This is a genomic window from Catellatospora sp. NPDC049133 (assembly GCF_040648455.1).
In the GTDB taxonomy this organism is placed as follows: Bacteria; Actinomycetota; Actinomycetes; order Mycobacteriales; family Micromonosporaceae; genus Catellatospora; species Catellatospora aurea.
In genome coordinates this window covers 17869-35199 of the sequence record NZ_JBEZDT010000053.1, presented here as the reverse complement: position 1 = coordinate 35199, position 17331 = coordinate 17869, and the positions used below count along the sequence as shown (strand labels likewise).

The following is a 17331-nucleotide window of genomic DNA, read 5'->3' as shown; positions in this document are numbered from 1 at the left end:
AACGGCCAGGTCGGCCTGTCTCTGCGGGATAAGGTCCATGAGTACTTACCGCAAGATCGGCACGAGTTTCGGGATCTAGATCTTTTCCGAAGTGCGCCGTTGCCGTACAGCGGCAGGCATGCTCGCCCGTCCATCCGGGGTGGCCGTGGGCTCGAAGAGTCCCACCAGGTCATCGAACATGATCATAAGCGCTGCGAAAACCCCTGCGGCCAGCAGGGTGATCGCCATACCAGCGGGGTGTAGCCCGGTGATGATGTTCGCGGCCGTCACCGACCCGGCCAGGACGGCTCCGGTGACCGCCAGCGCGGCAAGAACACCGCTGCGCAGAGCGTGCAGCCAACCCAATGGCTTTGTCGACGAGCCGAAGCAGCGACAGGACGTACGCACACCCCGCCGCACCGCCAGCACGATCGCGCCGCCGAAGGCGAGCAGGAGCACGGCGGCAACGGTCAGTCCCGCCATCGGCACCGAGAACAACAGCGGCACGATCGCCACTTCAGCGACGAGCACGATCAGTGCGACATGAGCCGCCGGCGGCCAGGGTCGTGGCAGCAGCTCGCGCGTCGAGGCGATGAAGGCTGCGTACGAGGCGCGACTGCGAAGCTTGCTGATCGCAGAGACCGCGAACACCACGCCGAGACACACGACGCATCCGAGCAGGACGTATCGCACCGTCGTACCTCCAAGCCGTGACAGGAACCGAGCCGTTCGGGTGGCACCACATCGAGCCGTACCGGTCTGGCGCCAGCTGATTGACTGATCAGCAGCATCGGAGACATCTGCCGCAGGCCCACGGCCACAGACGCAATTGATGCAGTCGCGCCGACAAAGCTTCCAGCGAATGACGCTACACGGGAAGCATTGCCTCTGGTAGGCGGCGAACGCCTTCATGATCGACAAGCGGTGAATGGGTCAGCGCAGTCTGCACCGCTCCTGCAGGCAGTTGGCGGGCCGAGTCTACGTGCGCGACGGTCAGTTCTGAGCCCGAGGCTACGCCTCGGGCCAGCTCCCGGTGGGTCCCACGGGAGTTCAGTCGAGACCGCGCCAGGACGACTTGGCCGCACAAATCGGCGTCAGGGGGCATGCCCCAGACCACATCCAGGCTGAGCGTCTCCGCCACCTTCCGGGCCGAGCACGCAGACTCGAACTCGAAGATGTCGTCGTCGGCGTGGTGTTCTGGCCGACCGACGCGGCGGGCCCCGCGCGCATCGCGGCATGAGCGCGCACCTGGCCCTGTCGAGCCGCAGGTCGCGGCGACTCAGTGCGGAGGGCGACAAATGTCGTCACCAGGCGCTGCGCGCCGGCGAAGAAAGAACCGGATCAGCCGAGAGCCGGGGCCATGCGGCTCAGTACTGCGTGAGTTCCCATGGTTGAACCAGGTCGGTGTCTGGCAGGGCCGTCTGGCCGAGCATGCTCCCGTACGACAGGCCGCGCCGTGGCGGGCGGAGCGCTGTGCTGGTTCGCGTACCGAGCTGGCGGGCTGCCTCGGCGAGCACGATGCCGGTGAGCAGGCGGTAGCGGCCGGGTTCGCCCGGCACGGCGACGCGGGCGAACTCGGCGTCCGACGGAGGTTCCCACCCGTCGCCGTCCGGGATGACGAGCACAGTGCCGGCGCCGGTCAGCTCGGTGCGGTGCAGGGCAGGCCCGTCGACGTCTGGTGCGCAGACGACGACCCGGCTGCCGTGCGGCGGCGACCAGGCGTCGCCGGCCGGCACGACGCGCAGCGGGTTGCGATGGCTGCGAGCGGCGGCGCGGGCCTCGTTGCGGACCGGGCGCGGCGTGCCGAACCACACCTTCTCGCGGTCGTCGACCGTGACGGTCTGCCAGCCGAATGCGGCCGCCGATCGCAGTGAACTTCCGGCCTCGACGTGGTCGCGCGGCGCGGCGAGCAGTATGGCTGGCCGGTGCGACTCGGGGCGCGGGGCGCGTGCCTGGCGGCGGCCGTTCGCGTCGAGCAGGTAGTACAGGGCCACGGCCGCCGCGGTGGCCACATTGAGGGTGTTCACGCTACGGCCTGGCATCGGGATCTGCACTGTCTTCGTTGCGCGGCGCAGGACGTCGGGCCGGATGCCGCGGCGTTCGTTGCCGACCACGATGGATGCTCCGGCGTGCGGCGGTCCGGCACGGTACACCGACTCGGCCCCTGGGGTGTTGTCCACGGCGATGAGCTGGCCTGGGCCGCCGAGCAGTGTGGTGGTGTCCACGGTGGACAAACCCGGGAGCTGTTCGGTGAGACCGCGGCTGTCGCGGAAGGTGCACGGTACTGCAAACATCTGGGCGGCTTCGGTAAGGGCCTGCGCGTTAGCGGGGTTCTCCACACCGTCGCCGACCAGGCGGGCGCGCGGGCTCACCGCTGCGTCGCCCAGGCGTGCCGTGCGCGCACGGCGTAGGCGTCCGCACGGCGTTCGTGGTCGGCGGTGCGCATCGCACGGGTACGGTGCTTGCGGGCGGCGTGTTGGATCATGTGGTGGCCGATCTCGTGCATGAGGCCGTCGAAGAGCATGAAGTCGCGCAGGGTGTTGCCGGGCCAGTCGACTTTGGTGCCGGCCTGGCCGGTCGCGACCTGGGCGCCGGCGCGCAGCAGGCGTGTCGTGGCGACTTCGGTAAGCCGACCGGGCAGATCCCACGGGGGCACGGGCTGCTCGAACAGCAGCACGAGTCCTGGCACGCGCAGCGCCGCGACAGCCGGACCGGCGCCGGCCGCCGGCTGCTGCCGCAGCTCGATACCGCGCAGGCCGTACGCCGCGGTGGGCCCGAAGAAGGTGAGCGCCTCAACGATGTCGGCAGGGTCGGCTGGATGCGCGAACCCGCGTCGCGGCGGGCTGACTCGTACGGGTACGGGTGCCCCGGCCCGACGGCTGGCGCGCATCGGGTACGGGTCGGTGTGCAGGCTACGGCTCAACGGCGTTCACCAGAAGTGTGTAGCAGCGCAGCCGCACAGCACGCCACTCGGTTTCCGCCATCTCCACGTCAGCGGGCGCCCGCTCATCGGCCAGTTTCGTGTACACGCCAAACGGACGGCACGCTGATCACCCCTACGGGAAGGAACAGATCCGGTCGGCCTACTCGGCGACCCGAGCCAAGCCGTGATCCACAACTGGTGCCGGTTCTCACGAACATTCTCCGCGAATCGTCGGCGAGGCGGCTCCCGAACTGACGAGCATCTGGCCCCCGTCCTCGGTTCTGGCGCAATCTCCGCGAATGATCTTGCCTGGTACTAGTGAGCGGGGAGTACTCGTTTGCGGAGGAGGTCGAAGTCTGTGCAGCCATACACGACGCCGATGACTACCAGCTACGGCGACTGACCACGCCGATCGCCTACTTCATCGGCGGACCCAGCGACATCGCCTACGGCAACGCCATGGACGACTGGGGCAAGTTGCCGTCCGGCCTGCCCGCGTTCATGGGCAATCTCAACGTCGGACACGGTGGTACCTACGGCCAGACCAACGGCGGCGAGTTCGGCCGCGTCGCGGTGCTCTACCTCAAGTGGCGGCTGAAGGGCGACACCACCGCCGGCAGCAACTTCGTCGGCTCCAACTGCGGGCTGTGCGGTACCCAGTGGCAGGTGCTGCAGAAGAACCTCACCCTCGGCACCCCGCCGAGCAGCCCGCCGCCCAGCAGCCCGCCGCCGAGCAGCCCGCCACCTGGCTCCACCGGTCCACTCCGCGGCGTCGCATCGAACCGTTGCCTGGATGTCAGCGGGCGCAGTCAGTCCGACGGGGCGCTCACGCAGATTTGGGACTGCAATGGCGGTACCAACCAGACCTGGACGGCGACATCCAGCAACCAGCTGACTGCCTACGGCAACAAGTGCCTCGATGCCGCGGGCACCGCCACCGGGACCCGGCTCCAGATCTGGACCTGTCACGGCGGAGCCAACCAGCAGTGGCGGCTCAACTCCGACGGCACCATCACCGGCGTTCAGTCCGGCCTCTGCCTGGACGTGACCGGCGCGGGCACCGGCAACGGCACGGCCGTAGTGCTGTGGACATGCCACGGCGGCAGCAATCAGCGCTGGACTCGATCCTGACCCGCAACTGAGCGCACGAGTCGGCAATAACAAAATCCGGGGCAGGAATTCCGACCAGGGATTCCCACCCCATGCCTGTACCCATGGAATGTCCGTATTGTATGGGTGGACCATACCAGGCAGAATCCGAACCACGTGCCGGCAGCTCAGGGGGCCGACTGTGACCGTCGCCGCCGTCCGAAGCCGGCGCATGTAGGGCGCGGCACCCGGCTCGCGATGTGTTTGTGTCGGAGGGGCCACACGACCCAAAAACCCAACCGGGTCCGATCCTAGCTACGTCAATCCAGTTGATCTAGTGCTCTAACCGGGAAGGTTCTCCGGGTTGGCGGCAGTCGCGATTGGATCTAGCACGGCATCCGATCCGACAGCTGGAGGCAAGGTGGCCGAGCCTGTCCGTGTGCGTAGGTTGACCGACCAGGAAGGGCAGAAGCTGCAGCAGATCGTGCGCCGGGGTAGCACCAGCTCGGTGCGCTACCGGCAGGCGATGATGCTGCTGGCCTCCGCAGGCGGCAACCGGGTCCCGGTGATCGCCCAGCTGATCCAAGCCGACGAGGACACCGTCCGTGACGTGACCCACCGGTTCAACGAGATCGGCCTGGCCTGCCTGGACCCTCATTGGGCGGGAGGCCGTCCCCGCCTGCTCAGCCCTGACGACGAACAGTTCGTCGTCACGACGGCCACCACCCGCCCGGCCAAGCTCGGCCAGCCCTTCACCCGCTGGTCACTGCGCAAACTCACCGCATACCTGCGCAGAGTCCACGGACGGGTCATCCCCATCGGCCGCGAAGCCCTGCGTCGCCTGCTGGCCCGCCGCGGTGTCACGTTCCAGCGGACCAAGACGTGGAAGGAGTCCCCGGTCCCCGACCGCGACACCAAGCTCGACCGGATCGAGCATGTCCTGGACCGGTTCCCGCAGCAGGTCCTCGCGTTCGACGAGTTCGGGCCGCTCCGGATCCGACCTACCGCCGGAGCGGCCTGGGCCCAGCGGGGCCGGCCGCAGCGGCTGCCGGCCACCTACCGCCGCGCCCACGGCACCCACGGCATCCGCTACTTCCACGGCTGCTACGCCGTCGGCGATGACAGGCTCTGGGGCGTCTACCGGCGCCGCAAGGGCACCGCCAACACCCTGGCCGCGCTGAAGTCGATGCTCGCCCCAGCGGCCGAATCTCCGTGACGATGTCGCACGGTCGGCCGGTCGCCGGCGGGGAGCGATTGAGGGCGACTTTCGGCGGAACCAAGCGTAATCAGCCGGTCAGCAATCAGTAGTCACCGGATCAGGCGTTTGTACCACCTGTATGGACAAGCCACGATCCCCCGCAGGACATGCAGGTTCGCCGGGTTGCCCGGGGGGCCAAGAAGAGCCAGGTCATCACAGTTCGTGGCAGGGCGCAGGGCCACTCGGAGGGGCTACGACGAGCCGTACCTCCAGTTGTATGACATCGACATCTGCGCAAGGATGCCTGCACAGCGTCCCGCTCCCCCTGCAGAGGTAGTAACGTTGAACGACTTGATGCGTCTTACCATGCCCGACGGCACACCTGTATGGGCCCGAGTCGCGGTCGTTGAAGAGTCCCAGGACGACGGTCCTTCAGACGTAGGCATCATCGACCGGACCGCATTGCTCGGGCTGCGTGAGGCGCTGTCGAGCGTCGCATCGAACGTGCGTACCGGCCTGAAGGCGGCCTCGCCGGATCATGTCTCGGTGGAGTTCGGCCTGGAATTCGCGCTGACAGACAGCGGCGTGGTCGCCGCAATTGTCGGCCTGTCTGGCAATGCTACGGTGAAGGTGACCGCGAGCTGGGGCAATGAGTCGCCAGCGGCGGGCGGGAAGCCCGACGGTGATCAGTCCCATCGCTGACCGGATCTCCACGATCCTGCGTGACCGTTGTCTGGTGCAGGTGTCCGGCCTGTCGAAGGGGAGCGGCTTCTTCGCCGCGCCGGGCTTCGTTATCACCTGTGCGCACGTCGCAGGCAGCGAGAAGGGTCGACGAGTCACCATCACCGGGCCTCAGGGGGAGGCGGAAGCGACGGTCCAGTGGGCGTCGCAACCACCCGCCGTGGCGGGGTCGATCTGGCCCTATCCCGATCTTGCGATCGTGGAGCTTGAGGGCGGACCCCACAGTCACGAATGTGCGTACGTGGAGCAGGCATATCCCATTCTTGGCACGCAGATGCATGTTTACGGCCACTCAGGGGTCTACGTCAAGGATCATCTGGATGTGAAGCCGGCTCTAACCACGTACGGCGGGCTGCACGGCCTCTACGGCGACAAGGTTCTGCAACTGGATGCTGGTGAGCTTCCTGCGGGGATGTCCGGCGGTCCGGTGCTGGACCTGTCTACCGGCGTCGTACGCGCCATCGCGAAGACCCAGCGCACACCGAAAGCGGCCATGGGCGGACTGGCTATACCGCTGAAGGCGATCCGTGGCATGGATCCGGCGCTGTATCGACGTCTTTGGCGCGCCCACGACCTCTACCATGCGGAGGACTCGCTCTGGCTGCGGAGCATCGACGCGATGCACACGATCGGGGTGTCCGGGCTTGAGCACAGTGCCGGGCGTGCGCTGCGCAGGCTGCTCGCCTCGCTGCCCGAGCGTGATGAGCATCGCGCTGCGTGGACTGTTGTGGCCGGTCCACAGACCGGCACGCCGGACACGCCCTTGCTCGACTATCGAGACGTCGTGGATGAGCTTGGCGAGCTGTTCCTGGAGAGCGACGATGCCCTTCCGCGTGCTGTCGCCTATGCCGCAGACCTCGCCAGGGATGGAGACGAGCCGCACGCCGCCGGTCTTCGGCAGTGGGTTCTCCAGGTTTCCGGACAGCGTCGCCACGCAGGTGAGGCCACGGCCCGACTGGCTGAGGCGCCGACCGCGCCGCATGTGGTTTCGCTGATGGCCGAACTGACGCCGGCCAGCACCGATCACAGCCTCGTGCGATTGAACGTCTGGCGGCACCTGAGCAACGGTGAGTCCGTGCCGGTGCACCTGGGCTCGACGCCGACGACCCCGCATAGGGCCTGGCTGGACCTCCAGTCCCTGCTGCCGAAGGAACTGGACGAGGTCGGCGGTTCCAAGCGCCGCGTGATGGTCGAGGTGTTCGCCGCGTTGGGTCTCATGAACGAGAACCTTGCGGATTGGCGATTGTGGCCGAGCGCCGGCTGGTCGGCCCTGGGCCGAAGGTACGCCGTGGTTCTGCGTGATGTCGAACGTCGCTACGACCGCCGTGTCCTGGGCGTCTGGCAGACCCGCTGGGACAGCCTGGCGACCGAACCGGTCGGCACCGCCTTGACACCGGTCGACTGTGCCGACCGGGCGCACGAGGAACATGAAGGGCTCATCGAGGCGGACCCGATGCTGGGCGCTCTGGCTCTGGCGGCATCCCCGTTCAAGTCCCCTACACGCTCCGCGCTGGAAGTGGCGTTGCCCGCCGGCGTGCCGGTACTGCTCTGGCCGCGCCGCCAATGTCAGAGCTGCCCTTCGGCGGGCGGCACCGGCTGCCCCGGGGCTGACTTTCTCCAGGGCCTGGCGGAAGAGCTTCGCGGGACGCCGCTGGACGAGCTACCTGAGCGCGTGCGGGAGCTGCGCAGCGCGGCCGCCAAGCCTGACGCCGCCGATCATTGCGGGCGCGACCTGGTGGTGGTGTGGGATAACCCATACCGCCAACCACCGCCGATGCGCCGTGCTCTCGACGATGACGCACCGTTGGAGGAGGTGGACCCCGTCCATGACCGAATGGCTGCTCTACCGGGGCAATGGCGACCCGCATGATGAGATCGCACGGCTTCCGCCACCTCCGCCGTGGCGAACGTACAGCACCGACCTGCCGCTATACCGGCCTGACCTCACGACGGCCGGCAAGCCGCCCGCGGCCGCGCTGTCCGGGCGCTACATCGTCAGCCAGACGACCGTGGAGATGGTCAACACGGCGCTGTATCTGCGGCGGCCGCTGCTCGTGATGGGCAGTCCGGGCACGGGAAAGACCACACTGGCATACGCCATCGCGCACGAACTCATGCTCGGGCCCGTCCTGCGGTGGCCGATCACGAGCCGGACCACCCTGCAGGACGGGTTGTACCGGTACGACGCCGTCGGTCGGCTTGAACAGGCGCAGCTCGGACAGCACAGCGACGTCGGGCCGTTCGTCCGCCTGGGGCCGCTCGGCACGGCCATGCTGCCGACCGTTCGCCCGCGCGTCCTGCTCATCGACGAGCTCGACAAGAGCGACATCGACCTGCCGAACGACCTGCTGGAGATCTTCGAAGAAGGCAGTTTCCGGATCCCGGAACTCGCACGTTCGGCCGACGACGCCGACGCGCAGGTGTTCGTGCACGACATCAACCAACGCGCCGCAGTTCGGCATGGCATGGTGGCGTGCGCCGCGTTCCCGATAGTCGTGATGACGAGCAACGGTGAGCGTGACTTTCCGCCGGCCTTCCTGCGCCGCTGTATCCGGCTCGCCCTTCCCCGTCCGGACGAGGCGATGCTGACGCAGATCATCGAATCGCACCTGGGCGCAGACCTAGCCGCGCAGAGCGAATCTCTCATCATTGAATTCATAGCCCGCGGCGAGTACTCCGAGCTGGCGACCGACCAGCTTCTCAACGCCGTCTACTTAGCCAACAGCCTCGGCGTACATGATGCGATTGACTCGCGCCACCTCGCCGATCGGGTCCTGCAGCGGCTCAGCGAGCTGGACTGAGGCGGTTTCGATCATGACTCTCGAGCGCCTTCAGCGGGCCCTTGAACAGGTGATCGGCCCCGTGACGGCTACGGATGTCGCCGACACTCTGTGGTTGGCCCAGTTCCTTCCCGGCCGCCCGGCGGAGTCGACGGTGCCGTCGGCCGCAGAGGAGGAATCGGACGTTGCGCCGCGGAGCCGGACGCGGAACCCTGCGGTGGGCATTCACCGCACGCGGGTGACCGGACGCATCACAGCGGTGTCGTCACCGGAGTCCGCCACCATCCCGCTTCGTACAGGTTCACCTTCCCAACCGGGACGAGCCGGTTCCCTACGGGTCCTCAGGTCGATGCGGCCGCTCAAACGACGTACGCCATCGCAGCAGCGGCTAGAGGTGGATGAGGCACTGACCGTCGATCAGATCGCGCGCGGACAACTGGTGCCACCGGCGATGAGGCCGGTGAGGGATCGCTGGCTCGACCTGTCACTGGTGGTGGACGACAGCCCGCTCTCCGGACTCTGGCACGACACCATCGACGATTTCCTCGAAACATGCCGCTACCTCGGTGCGTTTCGCACGATCGGCATTCACTATCTGCGCTACGCCGACGGACGGATCGTGCTCGCACCAGGAAGACAAAAACAGGGAGGACTTCACCCGGCGCGATCTCTGGTAACCAACGGTGCCCGTCAGCAGATTATTCTGGTCTTCACCGATGCTCTGGGAGCCACGTGGACGAGCGGCGCGGCGCAGCAAGCGATCGCATGGTGGGCCAACGACGTTCCGGTAGCAGTGGTCCAGCCGCTGCCCGAGAGGTTGTGGCGCCACACCTTCCTCGGAACCGTGAGCGGGCATCTCGATGCGCCGCATCGTGGTGCGCCGAGCGCGGCGCTGCGCCTTGACGGACGCCGCCACACCGCAGGCTCTGCGGTCGCCGGCTCGCCGATCCCGGTACTGGAACTGGACGAGCACTGGCTGCGCCCGTGGTCGCATCTGACGGCTGGCACGTCATCGCGGGGTGCCGACGTGGCGGTGACGATGGTCGCCAAACACGGTCCGCAGCGGCACTTCGAACCCGAACCCATGGCACGCCTGGACGCCCCGGGCGAGCGCGCATTGGCGTTGCGTGCGTCCGTAGGCCCCGACGCCTACCGCCTGGCCGGGCTGCTCGCGGCCGCGGCACCGCTGGTCGTTCCCGTGATGCGCCACATCCAGAGCGTTTTCCTGCCGAAAACAGGCCCTACCCAGCTGGCCGAGCTCTTCCTCGCCGGCTTGCTCGTGCCGGTGGCGGAAACAGCGACGCTGACGCTGTTCGACATTTCGCCAGAGGTTCGCTCGGCTCTGCGGTCGACCCTCCGCCGTCATGAGGTGGCGGCCGTGATCGCCGCGGTCTCGGATTGCCTGACGAGCATGTCGCCCGCCACCGGGTCGGTGCCCTTTCCGGGGATCCCGGAAAAGGATGTGTTGCATACGGAGTTCGCCCGCGTCGCCTCTCCGCTCCTGCGCCGATTGGGCATCCAGGCCGAGACTCTGCTACGACCCGGCGTTGCGCCCATGGCGGAGCCTCGGCAACCAGCCCCGGCACAGCCCCCAGGCCCGCCACACGACCAGAACGTTTGGCATGCGACGTTGATCGTGGATGTGGGTATGTCCCCGATCGGGACCTGGCCTGATGAGGTCGGAGGCTGGTTGATCGGGCACCGGTCGGACGGCCTGACATCCAGGCTGATAGTCCACTGCGAGCCGACGCAACACGGTGTTGAACGCGGCGTGGTCAACCTTGTGGCGTGGGCAGAGGCCGAGTCTGCGGATGCCTACCTCACGTTACGTTGGATCGATTTCGTACTGCCGGCTGAGCTTGCCGTGTCGTGGCGCCCGGAGGATGTGGATCTCGGCGTGCGATTGGGGAACTACTACGACATCAGGCTTCGCTGGAGTACGTCGCTCAGACCTGGCCCACGCCACTCGTACAGCCGGTGGCGCCAATGCCTCCAATCCGCTGATCTCGACGCACCGATCGCGTGGCACCGGGCCAGCATCAACGCCTCCCCGCCGACGTTATACGGCGAGCTAGGCAGCAGTCGCGCTGTCGCAGTGGGCTTGGTTGACGGTCCGCCCACGCCGGAGGTCCTCTCGCTTGCATTGACATACGTTCCTGCCGTCGTATGGCCAGCCCGCGGAGCAGTCACCGTAGAGCGACAACAGCTCCTGACAGCTCGAGACGTATTCGCGGGGCTGCATTCTCTCAACGCAAGGGACGCGGATCCTCTGAGCGCACGAGCTGCGCCATTCGAGTTGCGCGCGGTCTGCCACGACGAGGAGTGGATCAGTTTCGTGCAGGCCTTTTCTCTGATCAGAGCCCCGGATGTGCGGTGAGCATCGCCCGTGCAAAACTGGAAGATCCTCATCAGCGACCTTCAGCGGCTACTGGCCAACTTCCCGACCGCACTAGCCGCCGTCACCGCGTTGGAGATACGCCGGACGTCGACAAGCACGTCATGAATAGCGTTCTCAGATGTCACCCATCCATTCAGCAGACCCGGCGCATAGCGCCAGCCCCGTTGCTGTACCTCCCTGCTGTACGGTTGCCACCGCCGAACACCACCACCGGGCCTATCTCAGTAAGAGGACTTGAAGACCGTGTTTGAAGACCTGACCGGCGATCAACCCAATGACCCGGCGCGAAGTACGGCAATTGCCCTCCGTGGAGCGGCGCTCATGCATGCTCGGCCCGATTGCCGACTTCTAATCGACGCGGTCAATGCCTATGACGCGCTTCCACACCTCGCCGTTTTGGCCGATGGGCAGTTCTGGGTTTGGCACTTCGTATACCACCGAGACGTCAATGAGGGGCGCGAACAGCTTCAGGCGGTCCTCGCTTCGATCGAACTGGACCGGAAGTGGGCAGCCTTGGGACTTAGGCCTTGCGCTGGCCCCAGCTTCAAATCTTTTGAACTACCAATAAAGATGCGGGGGAGTAATATATTATACCCCCCACAACTCATCGAAGTTGATGACAGCGCTATACCAGGCGTTCAACAGTACAAATGCACGGCACAGCGCTCGACACGGGAAGTGGCAGAACGTTACTTGGCCGTGTCGTCGGAAGCTGTATGGACCATGAGCGAGGCGCGAATAGCTGGTGGGGCAACCATGTGAGTGCCATTTCGTTCAGGGTATGTGAACGGAAGGAGCGCCAAGAGCATCAGCGCTGGCAGCGAACTGTAAATCCGTCGCGAAAGCTACAGAGGCTCGAATCCTCTACCTGCCACCAACAGCAAGAACGCGGCTCTGACCAGCAAGATCGGTCGGAGACGCGTTTCGCTTTGGGTCCGGGTGTGTCCGGCTGAGTCCAGCTGTCTACGGCAGTCCTGGGGAACATAGGGGGAACGCGCCACACCCGCTGTCAGCTGACGATCAGCGCGGGGGCGGAGCCGGCAGCCTTGACCGCGGTTGTATCAGTCGAGTTCACAAACGTCGAGGTGACGGCAGTGGGCTCTGAGAATGTCGAACGCCCGTTGACTCGCGGTAAGGCCAACCGTCGAGGCGCAGGAGAGATCCGCGTCAAGGTCATCAACATACAGTGAGGCCATTTCATCCTGACGTGGGTCGATGAATCAGGATGAAATGGCCTCACTGTATGGCCGGGTGCCGCTGTTGATGGTGACGACAGGAAGGAGTCAGCGGTGGAGATGATCGAGCAGTTGGTTTCCCGGGCGGACGCCGCCTACCAGCGGTGGCTGGCGGAAGTCACCGACGATTTCGCCGCCGACGCCACTGGACTGTCCGTGTTCTGTCGGGAGTCCCTGCTGGAGCGCAACACGACCTACGAAGTCGGCGAGTGGCTAGCGGGCTGCCTCATGATCGGCCAAGAAGGGGATCGGGGATACTTCCTCAGATGCGACGGCGACGTCGGCCCGGTGTTCTCGGCCGACCTGGGTGCTCTCGGCTCTGCTGACCTCGACGTTGTTGCTCCCGCATTCGAGGTGTGGCTGCGTTCAGGTTTCGCCCTGCCGTCCGAGCCGGAGCCGGACATGCCGCTGATCGCCGACGTCTATATAGACAAGATGCCGGTCGATGGAGTGGCGCTGCTGATGCGCGCAAGGAAGCTGCTAGATGCGGATTGGCGGGTCGCGGATCTCAGGAACATGCTGGCTGCCCAACCGTTCCTGGCCGCGAGGTCAGCCCGGCCATGGAGGGTGCGGGGCGAGCTGAGATCCGCCCCTGAGTTGCGGCAGCACCTGTTTTATGCCGCTGATGACGGTTTGGAGGCGGTATGGGTGGCGGAGCCCGGAGATACAATTTGACACAAGAGACCACTTCGCCCTAACGCGGGTCGATGGGTCAGGACGATCGCTGTTGGGGGATGGCCGGCGTGCACGTGAAGGAACTCCTGTAGGACCGGCAGGCCGGCTCGTCCGTCGCCCTCCTGGCCAAACCGCCGACAGCCGCTCTGAGCTGCTGTCTTGTGCCCCTCTTGGCGGTTGGTGTTGGTCGTTGCTGGTCGCCGTTCGACGGCCTAGCGACGGCCTGGGGCACCTCTGACGGCCTGGAGACGGCATGTTCCCATGCTCGCCCTACATGACGGAATCCAGGAACGCGATCAGCGACCCGCCTCCTAAGAGGGTCCCCCCGATCGCAAAGAAGATCGGTGCGTTCTCTTCGGCGTGCCTCCTCCACGCGTCGGGTGTAATGCTTCTTTTTGACGTGTTCTGACGCATCCAGGACCGGACGCGCTCTGGATATCGAAGCGAGATGAACGCCACTACGAAACATAGGATTGCAGCGATCAGTGGAGCGAAGCTCATGTCCATTGCCTCGGGCTGGTAGGAAGATCCAGCCGATCTCTGGTCTTCATGCCGCCAATCGGCAGCGGCTCGGCGAACCTGTCTGTCACACACAGATCATGTCCCACCTGCCTCCCCGTCTACCGTCGGCCCGCACCCCGTGGTCACGATCTCCGGCCATGGTCAAGGTGGAGCACACCACGACTGAACGAGAACCATGGGCCGGCGGGCGCCGACACGGACGTCGGTGGTGAGGTGAAGGCCAGCTCGAACCTTCCGAACCGGCCTTCACCTCACCACAAGCCGTACCGAGCCATTCGGGTCACGGCTCAACGGGGCGGACTTGAAGCCCCTTGGACGAACCACATCTGGTTGCGGGAGTTCCACTGGTTGCCGGCCGTGATGCAGTCCCATTGCTGCAGCCGTGCCTGCAGGACTGGCTGGCCGTTGGGCGCGGCCGCGTCCAGGCACCTTCCGCTGTGACGGTTCTTGAGGATCTTGTGCCACTCGGCTGCCCAGATGCCGTCTGCCGGCTTCAGCACCCACCCGATGGACCATTCGGCCGGGGCGTAACCGGGATCGCAGTGCGGATACTGGATGATCGCCGTGCCGTTGGCCTGGTATCCCGACCGCCAGTCGAGCATCAGGCACTGGCCCGAATGACGCGCCCTGATACGGAAGAACCCGCCGCCGCTGTCGAGCAGGTCGAACTCCTGCGAGGCGCTGCTGTTGTTGCCCCACAGGAACACACCCGCGAACGGGTCCTGCGATGCCCACATCACGTCGGCAAGACCACCGCCGCCGACATTGATGATCTCCTGTCTGAGCGTGTCGGCCGCGTATGCCGGCGTGGGCGCGATCACCGCCAGCAAGCTGACCATCATCGCCACGGCGGCACCAAACGGCGCGACCTTACGGAAACGTCTGCGCACTCTCACTCCTGTTCGCTCGTAGAAGCCACGACTCGGCTTCGGGGACGGGGCGCCGCTGACCGCGTGCCAAGTGGCCGCGGTAGGGCAGCACCCACGATTCGGCGGCCGTTCGGCGTCCGGCAAGGCCACCGGACGCATCTCCCCGGGGATCGCGCAAACCCCCTGGCAGACGGATACCATCGTCAATGTCCGCGTGTCCGGTGGTGCCGGACACTTCGGCTGCCTAACCCTGGGGAGGCGCACGTGGACGAGGTCGCCGATCCGCGAGCGGAGTTCGCTGCCCGGCTGCAGTCGCTGCGGACGGCCGCAGGGCTGTCGATCCGCCAACTGGAGATCGAGAGCGCCAGGACACCGCGGCGGCGCGGCGAACAGCCCATCCGGCTCAAGCGCAGCACGATTGCCGACATGATCGGCCAGACCCGGCCCGTCCGCCCCGAACCCGCTAACTTCGAGGTCTTCGTCGACACCTGCCTGCGCGTGTCCGCCGATCGCCGCCGGGCGCTGCCGGATGGGCTCGGCGACCGCCGGGCATGGGACGAGGCCTACCGGAACCTGCGCGACTACACCGACCGGCACCGTCGCCCGCCCGGCATCCCGCCACCGGCCGGCGCACCCGACGGCCTCGAGCGCCAGGGCACGCCGGCGCACGCCGAGCAAACCGCGGTGCCCGTGCCGCTACAGCCTGCCGCCCTTGGCGGCTCGTCCCCCGTGCCCAGGCCGTTCCTCAGCAGAAGGCAGATCCTGCTGGCCACACCCTTGGTACTGGCCGGCGCGGCAACCCCGTTCCTGCTCCGCCGAGGCCCGGCCTCCACTGCGGGTCCAGAGCCGGGCAGCGCCACCGGCCCGGCCGCGCACTCCAGCCCGGGATACCGCGGTGCGGGCACCCTGATCAGCCCGCCGACCTCCGCGGACAACCCGGTTTGGTCGGTCGCTGTCGACCACCTGAACGGCGAGCCCGTCGCCGTCGTGGGCCGAGCCGACGGCACCGTGCAGTTCTGGAACCCGATCACGGGCACGGCCCGTAGCCGACCGCTCGCCGGCCACGACAAACCTGTCTACTCCATCGCGCTCGCCGGCCCCATCGCGGTTTCGGCCGGCGTCGACGGTGCCCTGCGGTTGTGGGATCTCACCGGCGACCCGCCCACCAGCGGCATCATCGGCGAGAGGCTCAGCGCGGGCATCAACAGTGTCGCGCTCGGCCAGGTCGAAGGCCGCATCGTCGCGGTGTCCGCAAGCGACGACCGCACGATCCGGACCTGGCACACCGCCACCCCACGCGCTCCGAGCCACGTGCTGGGGACCAGACTCGACGCCGCGGTCACGAGCGTCGCTGCCGGTGTGTCGGGCGGCACGACGATCGCCGTATCCGGCAGCGCGGACGGGGCGATCTGGCTGTGGAACGTGCAGACCCGGCAACCCGTCGGCCGACTCGGCGCGCACCGCGCCGCGGTGTGGGCGCTGGCGACCGCCACCGTCGGCGGCAAGGCCTTCGCCGTGTCCGGCAGCGAGGACGGCGAGATCCGAGTGTGGGACCTCAGCCCGCCTGCACCGTCCAGCCGTACGATCGCCGACGTCAACGTCGCGGTCAAGTCGATCGCCACCGCCGCCGTCGACGGCACCACGGTGGCGATCTGCGGCAGCGACGACGCGGCGGTACGAATCCTGGATGTGGTCACCGGCCGGCCATATGGCAGCGGCCTCGGGGGGCCTTCCACTGCCGCCGTCTCCATGGCCGCGACGGTCATCGGTGGCCGTGCCTTCGTGATCTCCGGTCACTGGGACGGCACCATCTGGACGTGGCACCTCTAGGCAGCTTAGCCGGGTGGAGGTACGGATCCGGCGGCTCGGCGCGAACGGTTGTCGGCGTTGCCGGCCACTCCCCGTCCAGGCCCGTCGACGAAGGGTCGATCAGACTGGTGCTGACGATGAAGGTCCGCGAGGACTGCCGAACCGTCAACGTCGCAGTGGCTGAGCCGCTGTCGACGCATCCAGACCTTGCGGGCCGCCCGGCGCCTGTCACGCCGGAAAGACCGGCTCCGTGCCGCTGCTCGGGTGGACAGCGATGAGCAGCTCGAACGCGGGCGCGTCGGGTGCGGCGGCGGCCCGGAACTCGTTGGTCAGCCGCAGCAAGGCGTCCCTGAACTCACCGGCCCGGTCAGGATCCATCCGCACCACGGAGTGGGTGATCAGGGCGCGGCGGTCGTTGGGCGCGTCGCGGTCGATGACCACGGTCCCGCTGCGCACCCCGTTGATGATCTCTGCGGAGACGTGGTCGAACAAGGTGGTCACCAGCCGCTCGCCCTGCTCGTCAGCGGTGGATTCGCCGCCCTGCCGAAAGGTGATCACCTTCTGGGCGGCGCCGTAGTGCTTCTCGATGATCCCGTTGACGACACGTGTGCTGCGTACGGCGAGCAGTCCGGCTTGTTCGAGCAGGGTGAGGTGGTAGTAGATCTTCTTTGGTGCCATGTCGGCGACTTCGGCCAGTTCCCGGGCGGTCCAGGAGCGTTCGACGTCGCCCATCACGAACCGGATGACCTTCAGGCGGGCAGGGTCGGCCAGCGCCTTGAGGGTCTCGGCGTCTTGGACCTCGCGTCGGTCGGCTGTCGTCTCCATTTCGTCAAACCTTAACCGTCGGGGACGGAGCACAGAAATCCGACGCTTGACTATTCTGGGTCGCCTGGCAAAATTCAGACGTCTTATTGACTGTGACCGACTTGGGGAATCAATGATCATCGACCCCGCACTTGTCCTCGAGCTCGCCGCCAGGGCAGCCGAGCAGGTTGCCTCAGCAGCTGATCACGTGCAGGCCCTCGCGCAGTCCGCGGACTCGTTCGTCGAGGAGATCACCTCAGCAAGCACGCTCACCTCGAACTGGTTCAACGGAGGCTGCGGCGGCTGACC

Annotated in this window: 12 protein-coding genes and 2 pseudogenes; 9 read left to right on the top strand and 5 right to left on the bottom strand. The window is 66.8% G+C overall.

Going from position 1 to position 17331, the window contains the following annotated elements:
* Positions 1-75 precede the first annotated feature (75 nt).
* The 3 genes from AB0B35_RS38655 to AB0B35_RS38645 all read right to left on the bottom strand — a co-directional run bounded on the left by AB0B35_RS38655 (position 76) and on the right by AB0B35_RS38645 (position 2902).
* Positions 76-672 (bottom strand): MauE/DoxX family redox-associated membrane protein, encoded by a 597-nt coding sequence (locus AB0B35_RS38655; protein WP_361055856.1) that lies wholly within the window; start codon positions 670-672, stop codon positions 76-78.
* A gap of 674 nt (positions 673-1346) precedes the next feature.
* Positions 1347-2204, bottom strand: a complete 858-nt coding sequence (locus AB0B35_RS38650; protein WP_361055853.1) for a TrmH family RNA methyltransferase — start codon at positions 2202-2204, stop codon at positions 1347-1349.
* Between the two features lie 143 nt (positions 2205-2347).
* Entirely contained in the window at positions 2348-2902 is a 555-nt protein-coding gene (locus AB0B35_RS38645; RefSeq protein ID WP_361055850.1) for a hypothetical protein, read from the bottom strand.
* 366 nt (positions 2903-3268) lie between these two features.
* Between AB0B35_RS38645 and AB0B35_RS38640 the strand changes: the two are divergent.
* From AB0B35_RS38640 to AB0B35_RS38610, 7 genes and pseudogenes are all read left to right on the top strand, one after another.
* A pseudogene (locus AB0B35_RS38640) lies at positions 3269-4033 on the top strand (RICIN domain-containing protein); the annotation flags it as partial.
* Between the two features lie 379 nt (positions 4034-4412).
* Positions 4413-5180 (top strand): annotated as a pseudogene (locus AB0B35_RS38635) (helix-turn-helix domain-containing protein); the annotation flags it as partial.
* Positions 5181-5531: 351 nt separating this feature from the next.
* Positions 5532-5891 carry a CU044_2847 family protein gene (locus AB0B35_RS38630; protein WP_361055847.1) on the top strand — a complete coding sequence of 120 codons (360 nt, stop codon included), beginning with the start codon at positions 5532-5534 and terminating at the stop codon, positions 5889-5891.
* The gene (locus AB0B35_RS38625) at positions 5872-7800 is read left to right on the top strand and encodes a trypsin-like peptidase domain-containing protein (protein ID WP_361055844.1); all 1929 of its coding nucleotides are present in this window, start codon (positions 5872-5874) and stop codon (positions 7798-7800) included. The genes AB0B35_RS38630 and AB0B35_RS38625 overlap by 20 nt, the downstream gene beginning before the upstream one ends.
* The gene (locus tag AB0B35_RS38620) at positions 7757-8731 is read left to right on the top strand and encodes a MoxR family ATPase (RefSeq protein ID WP_361055842.1); all 975 of its coding nucleotides are present in this window, start codon (positions 7757-7759) and stop codon (positions 8729-8731) included. Before AB0B35_RS38625 ends, AB0B35_RS38620 begins: the two co-directional genes overlap by 44 nt.
* Positions 8667-11087: an SAV_2336 N-terminal domain-related protein gene (locus tag AB0B35_RS38615; protein ID WP_361055839.1), complete on the top strand. Its 2421-nt coding sequence runs from the start codon at positions 8667-8669 to the stop codon at positions 11085-11087. The genes AB0B35_RS38620 and AB0B35_RS38615 overlap by 65 nt, the downstream gene beginning before the upstream one ends.
* Positions 11088-12397: 1310 nt before the next feature.
* Positions 12398-13018: a hypothetical protein gene (locus AB0B35_RS38610; RefSeq protein ID WP_361055836.1), complete on the top strand. Its 621-nt coding sequence runs from the start codon at positions 12398-12400 to the stop codon at positions 13016-13018.
* A gap of 809 nt (positions 13019-13827) precedes the next feature.
* On the opposite strand, the gene AB0B35_RS38605 is transcribed toward AB0B35_RS38610, so the two are convergent.
* Positions 13828-14430 (bottom strand): RICIN domain-containing protein, encoded by a 603-nt coding sequence (locus tag AB0B35_RS38605; RefSeq protein ID WP_361055833.1) that lies wholly within the window; start codon positions 14428-14430, stop codon positions 13828-13830.
* Positions 14431-14673: 243 nt separating this feature from the next.
* On the opposite strand from AB0B35_RS38605, the gene AB0B35_RS38600 reads away from it, so the two are divergent.
* Positions 14674-16239, top strand: a complete 1566-nt coding sequence (locus AB0B35_RS38600) for a hypothetical protein (RefSeq protein WP_361055830.1) — start codon at positions 14674-14676, stop codon at positions 16237-16239.
* Positions 16240-16446: 207 nt separating this feature from the next.
* Here AB0B35_RS38600 and AB0B35_RS38595 read toward each other — a convergent pair whose 3' ends face one another.
* Positions 16447-17043, bottom strand: a complete 597-nt coding sequence (locus AB0B35_RS38595) for a helix-turn-helix domain-containing protein (RefSeq protein WP_361055827.1) — start codon at positions 17041-17043, stop codon at positions 16447-16449.
* 112 nt (positions 17044-17155) lie between these two features.
* Here AB0B35_RS38595 and AB0B35_RS38590 point away from each other — a divergent pair, with 112 nt between their 5' ends.
* Positions 17156-17329, top strand: coding sequence for a hypothetical protein (locus AB0B35_RS38590; RefSeq protein ID WP_361055824.1), 174 nt, complete (start codon positions 17156-17158; stop codon positions 17327-17329).
* Positions 17330-17331 lie beyond the last annotated feature (2 nt).

What these genes read in the sequence shown, in the direction of transcription:
- AB0B35_RS38620 (WP_361055842.1), top strand. Translation starts at nt 7,757, where the DNA reads ATGACCGAATGGCTGCTCTACCGGGGCAATGGCGACCCGCATGATGAG.
- AB0B35_RS38615 (WP_361055839.1), top strand. Translation starts at nt 8,667, where the DNA reads ATGATGCGATTGACTCGCGCCACCTCGCCGATCGGGTCCTGCAGCGGC.
- AB0B35_RS38595 (WP_361055827.1), bottom strand. Translation starts at nt 17,043, where the DNA reads ATGGAGACGACAGCCGACCGACGCGAGGTCCAAGACGCCGAGACCCTC.
- AB0B35_RS38590 (WP_361055824.1), top strand. Translation starts at nt 17,156, where the DNA reads ATGATCATCGACCCCGCACTTGTCCTCGAGCTCGCCGCCAGGGCAGCC.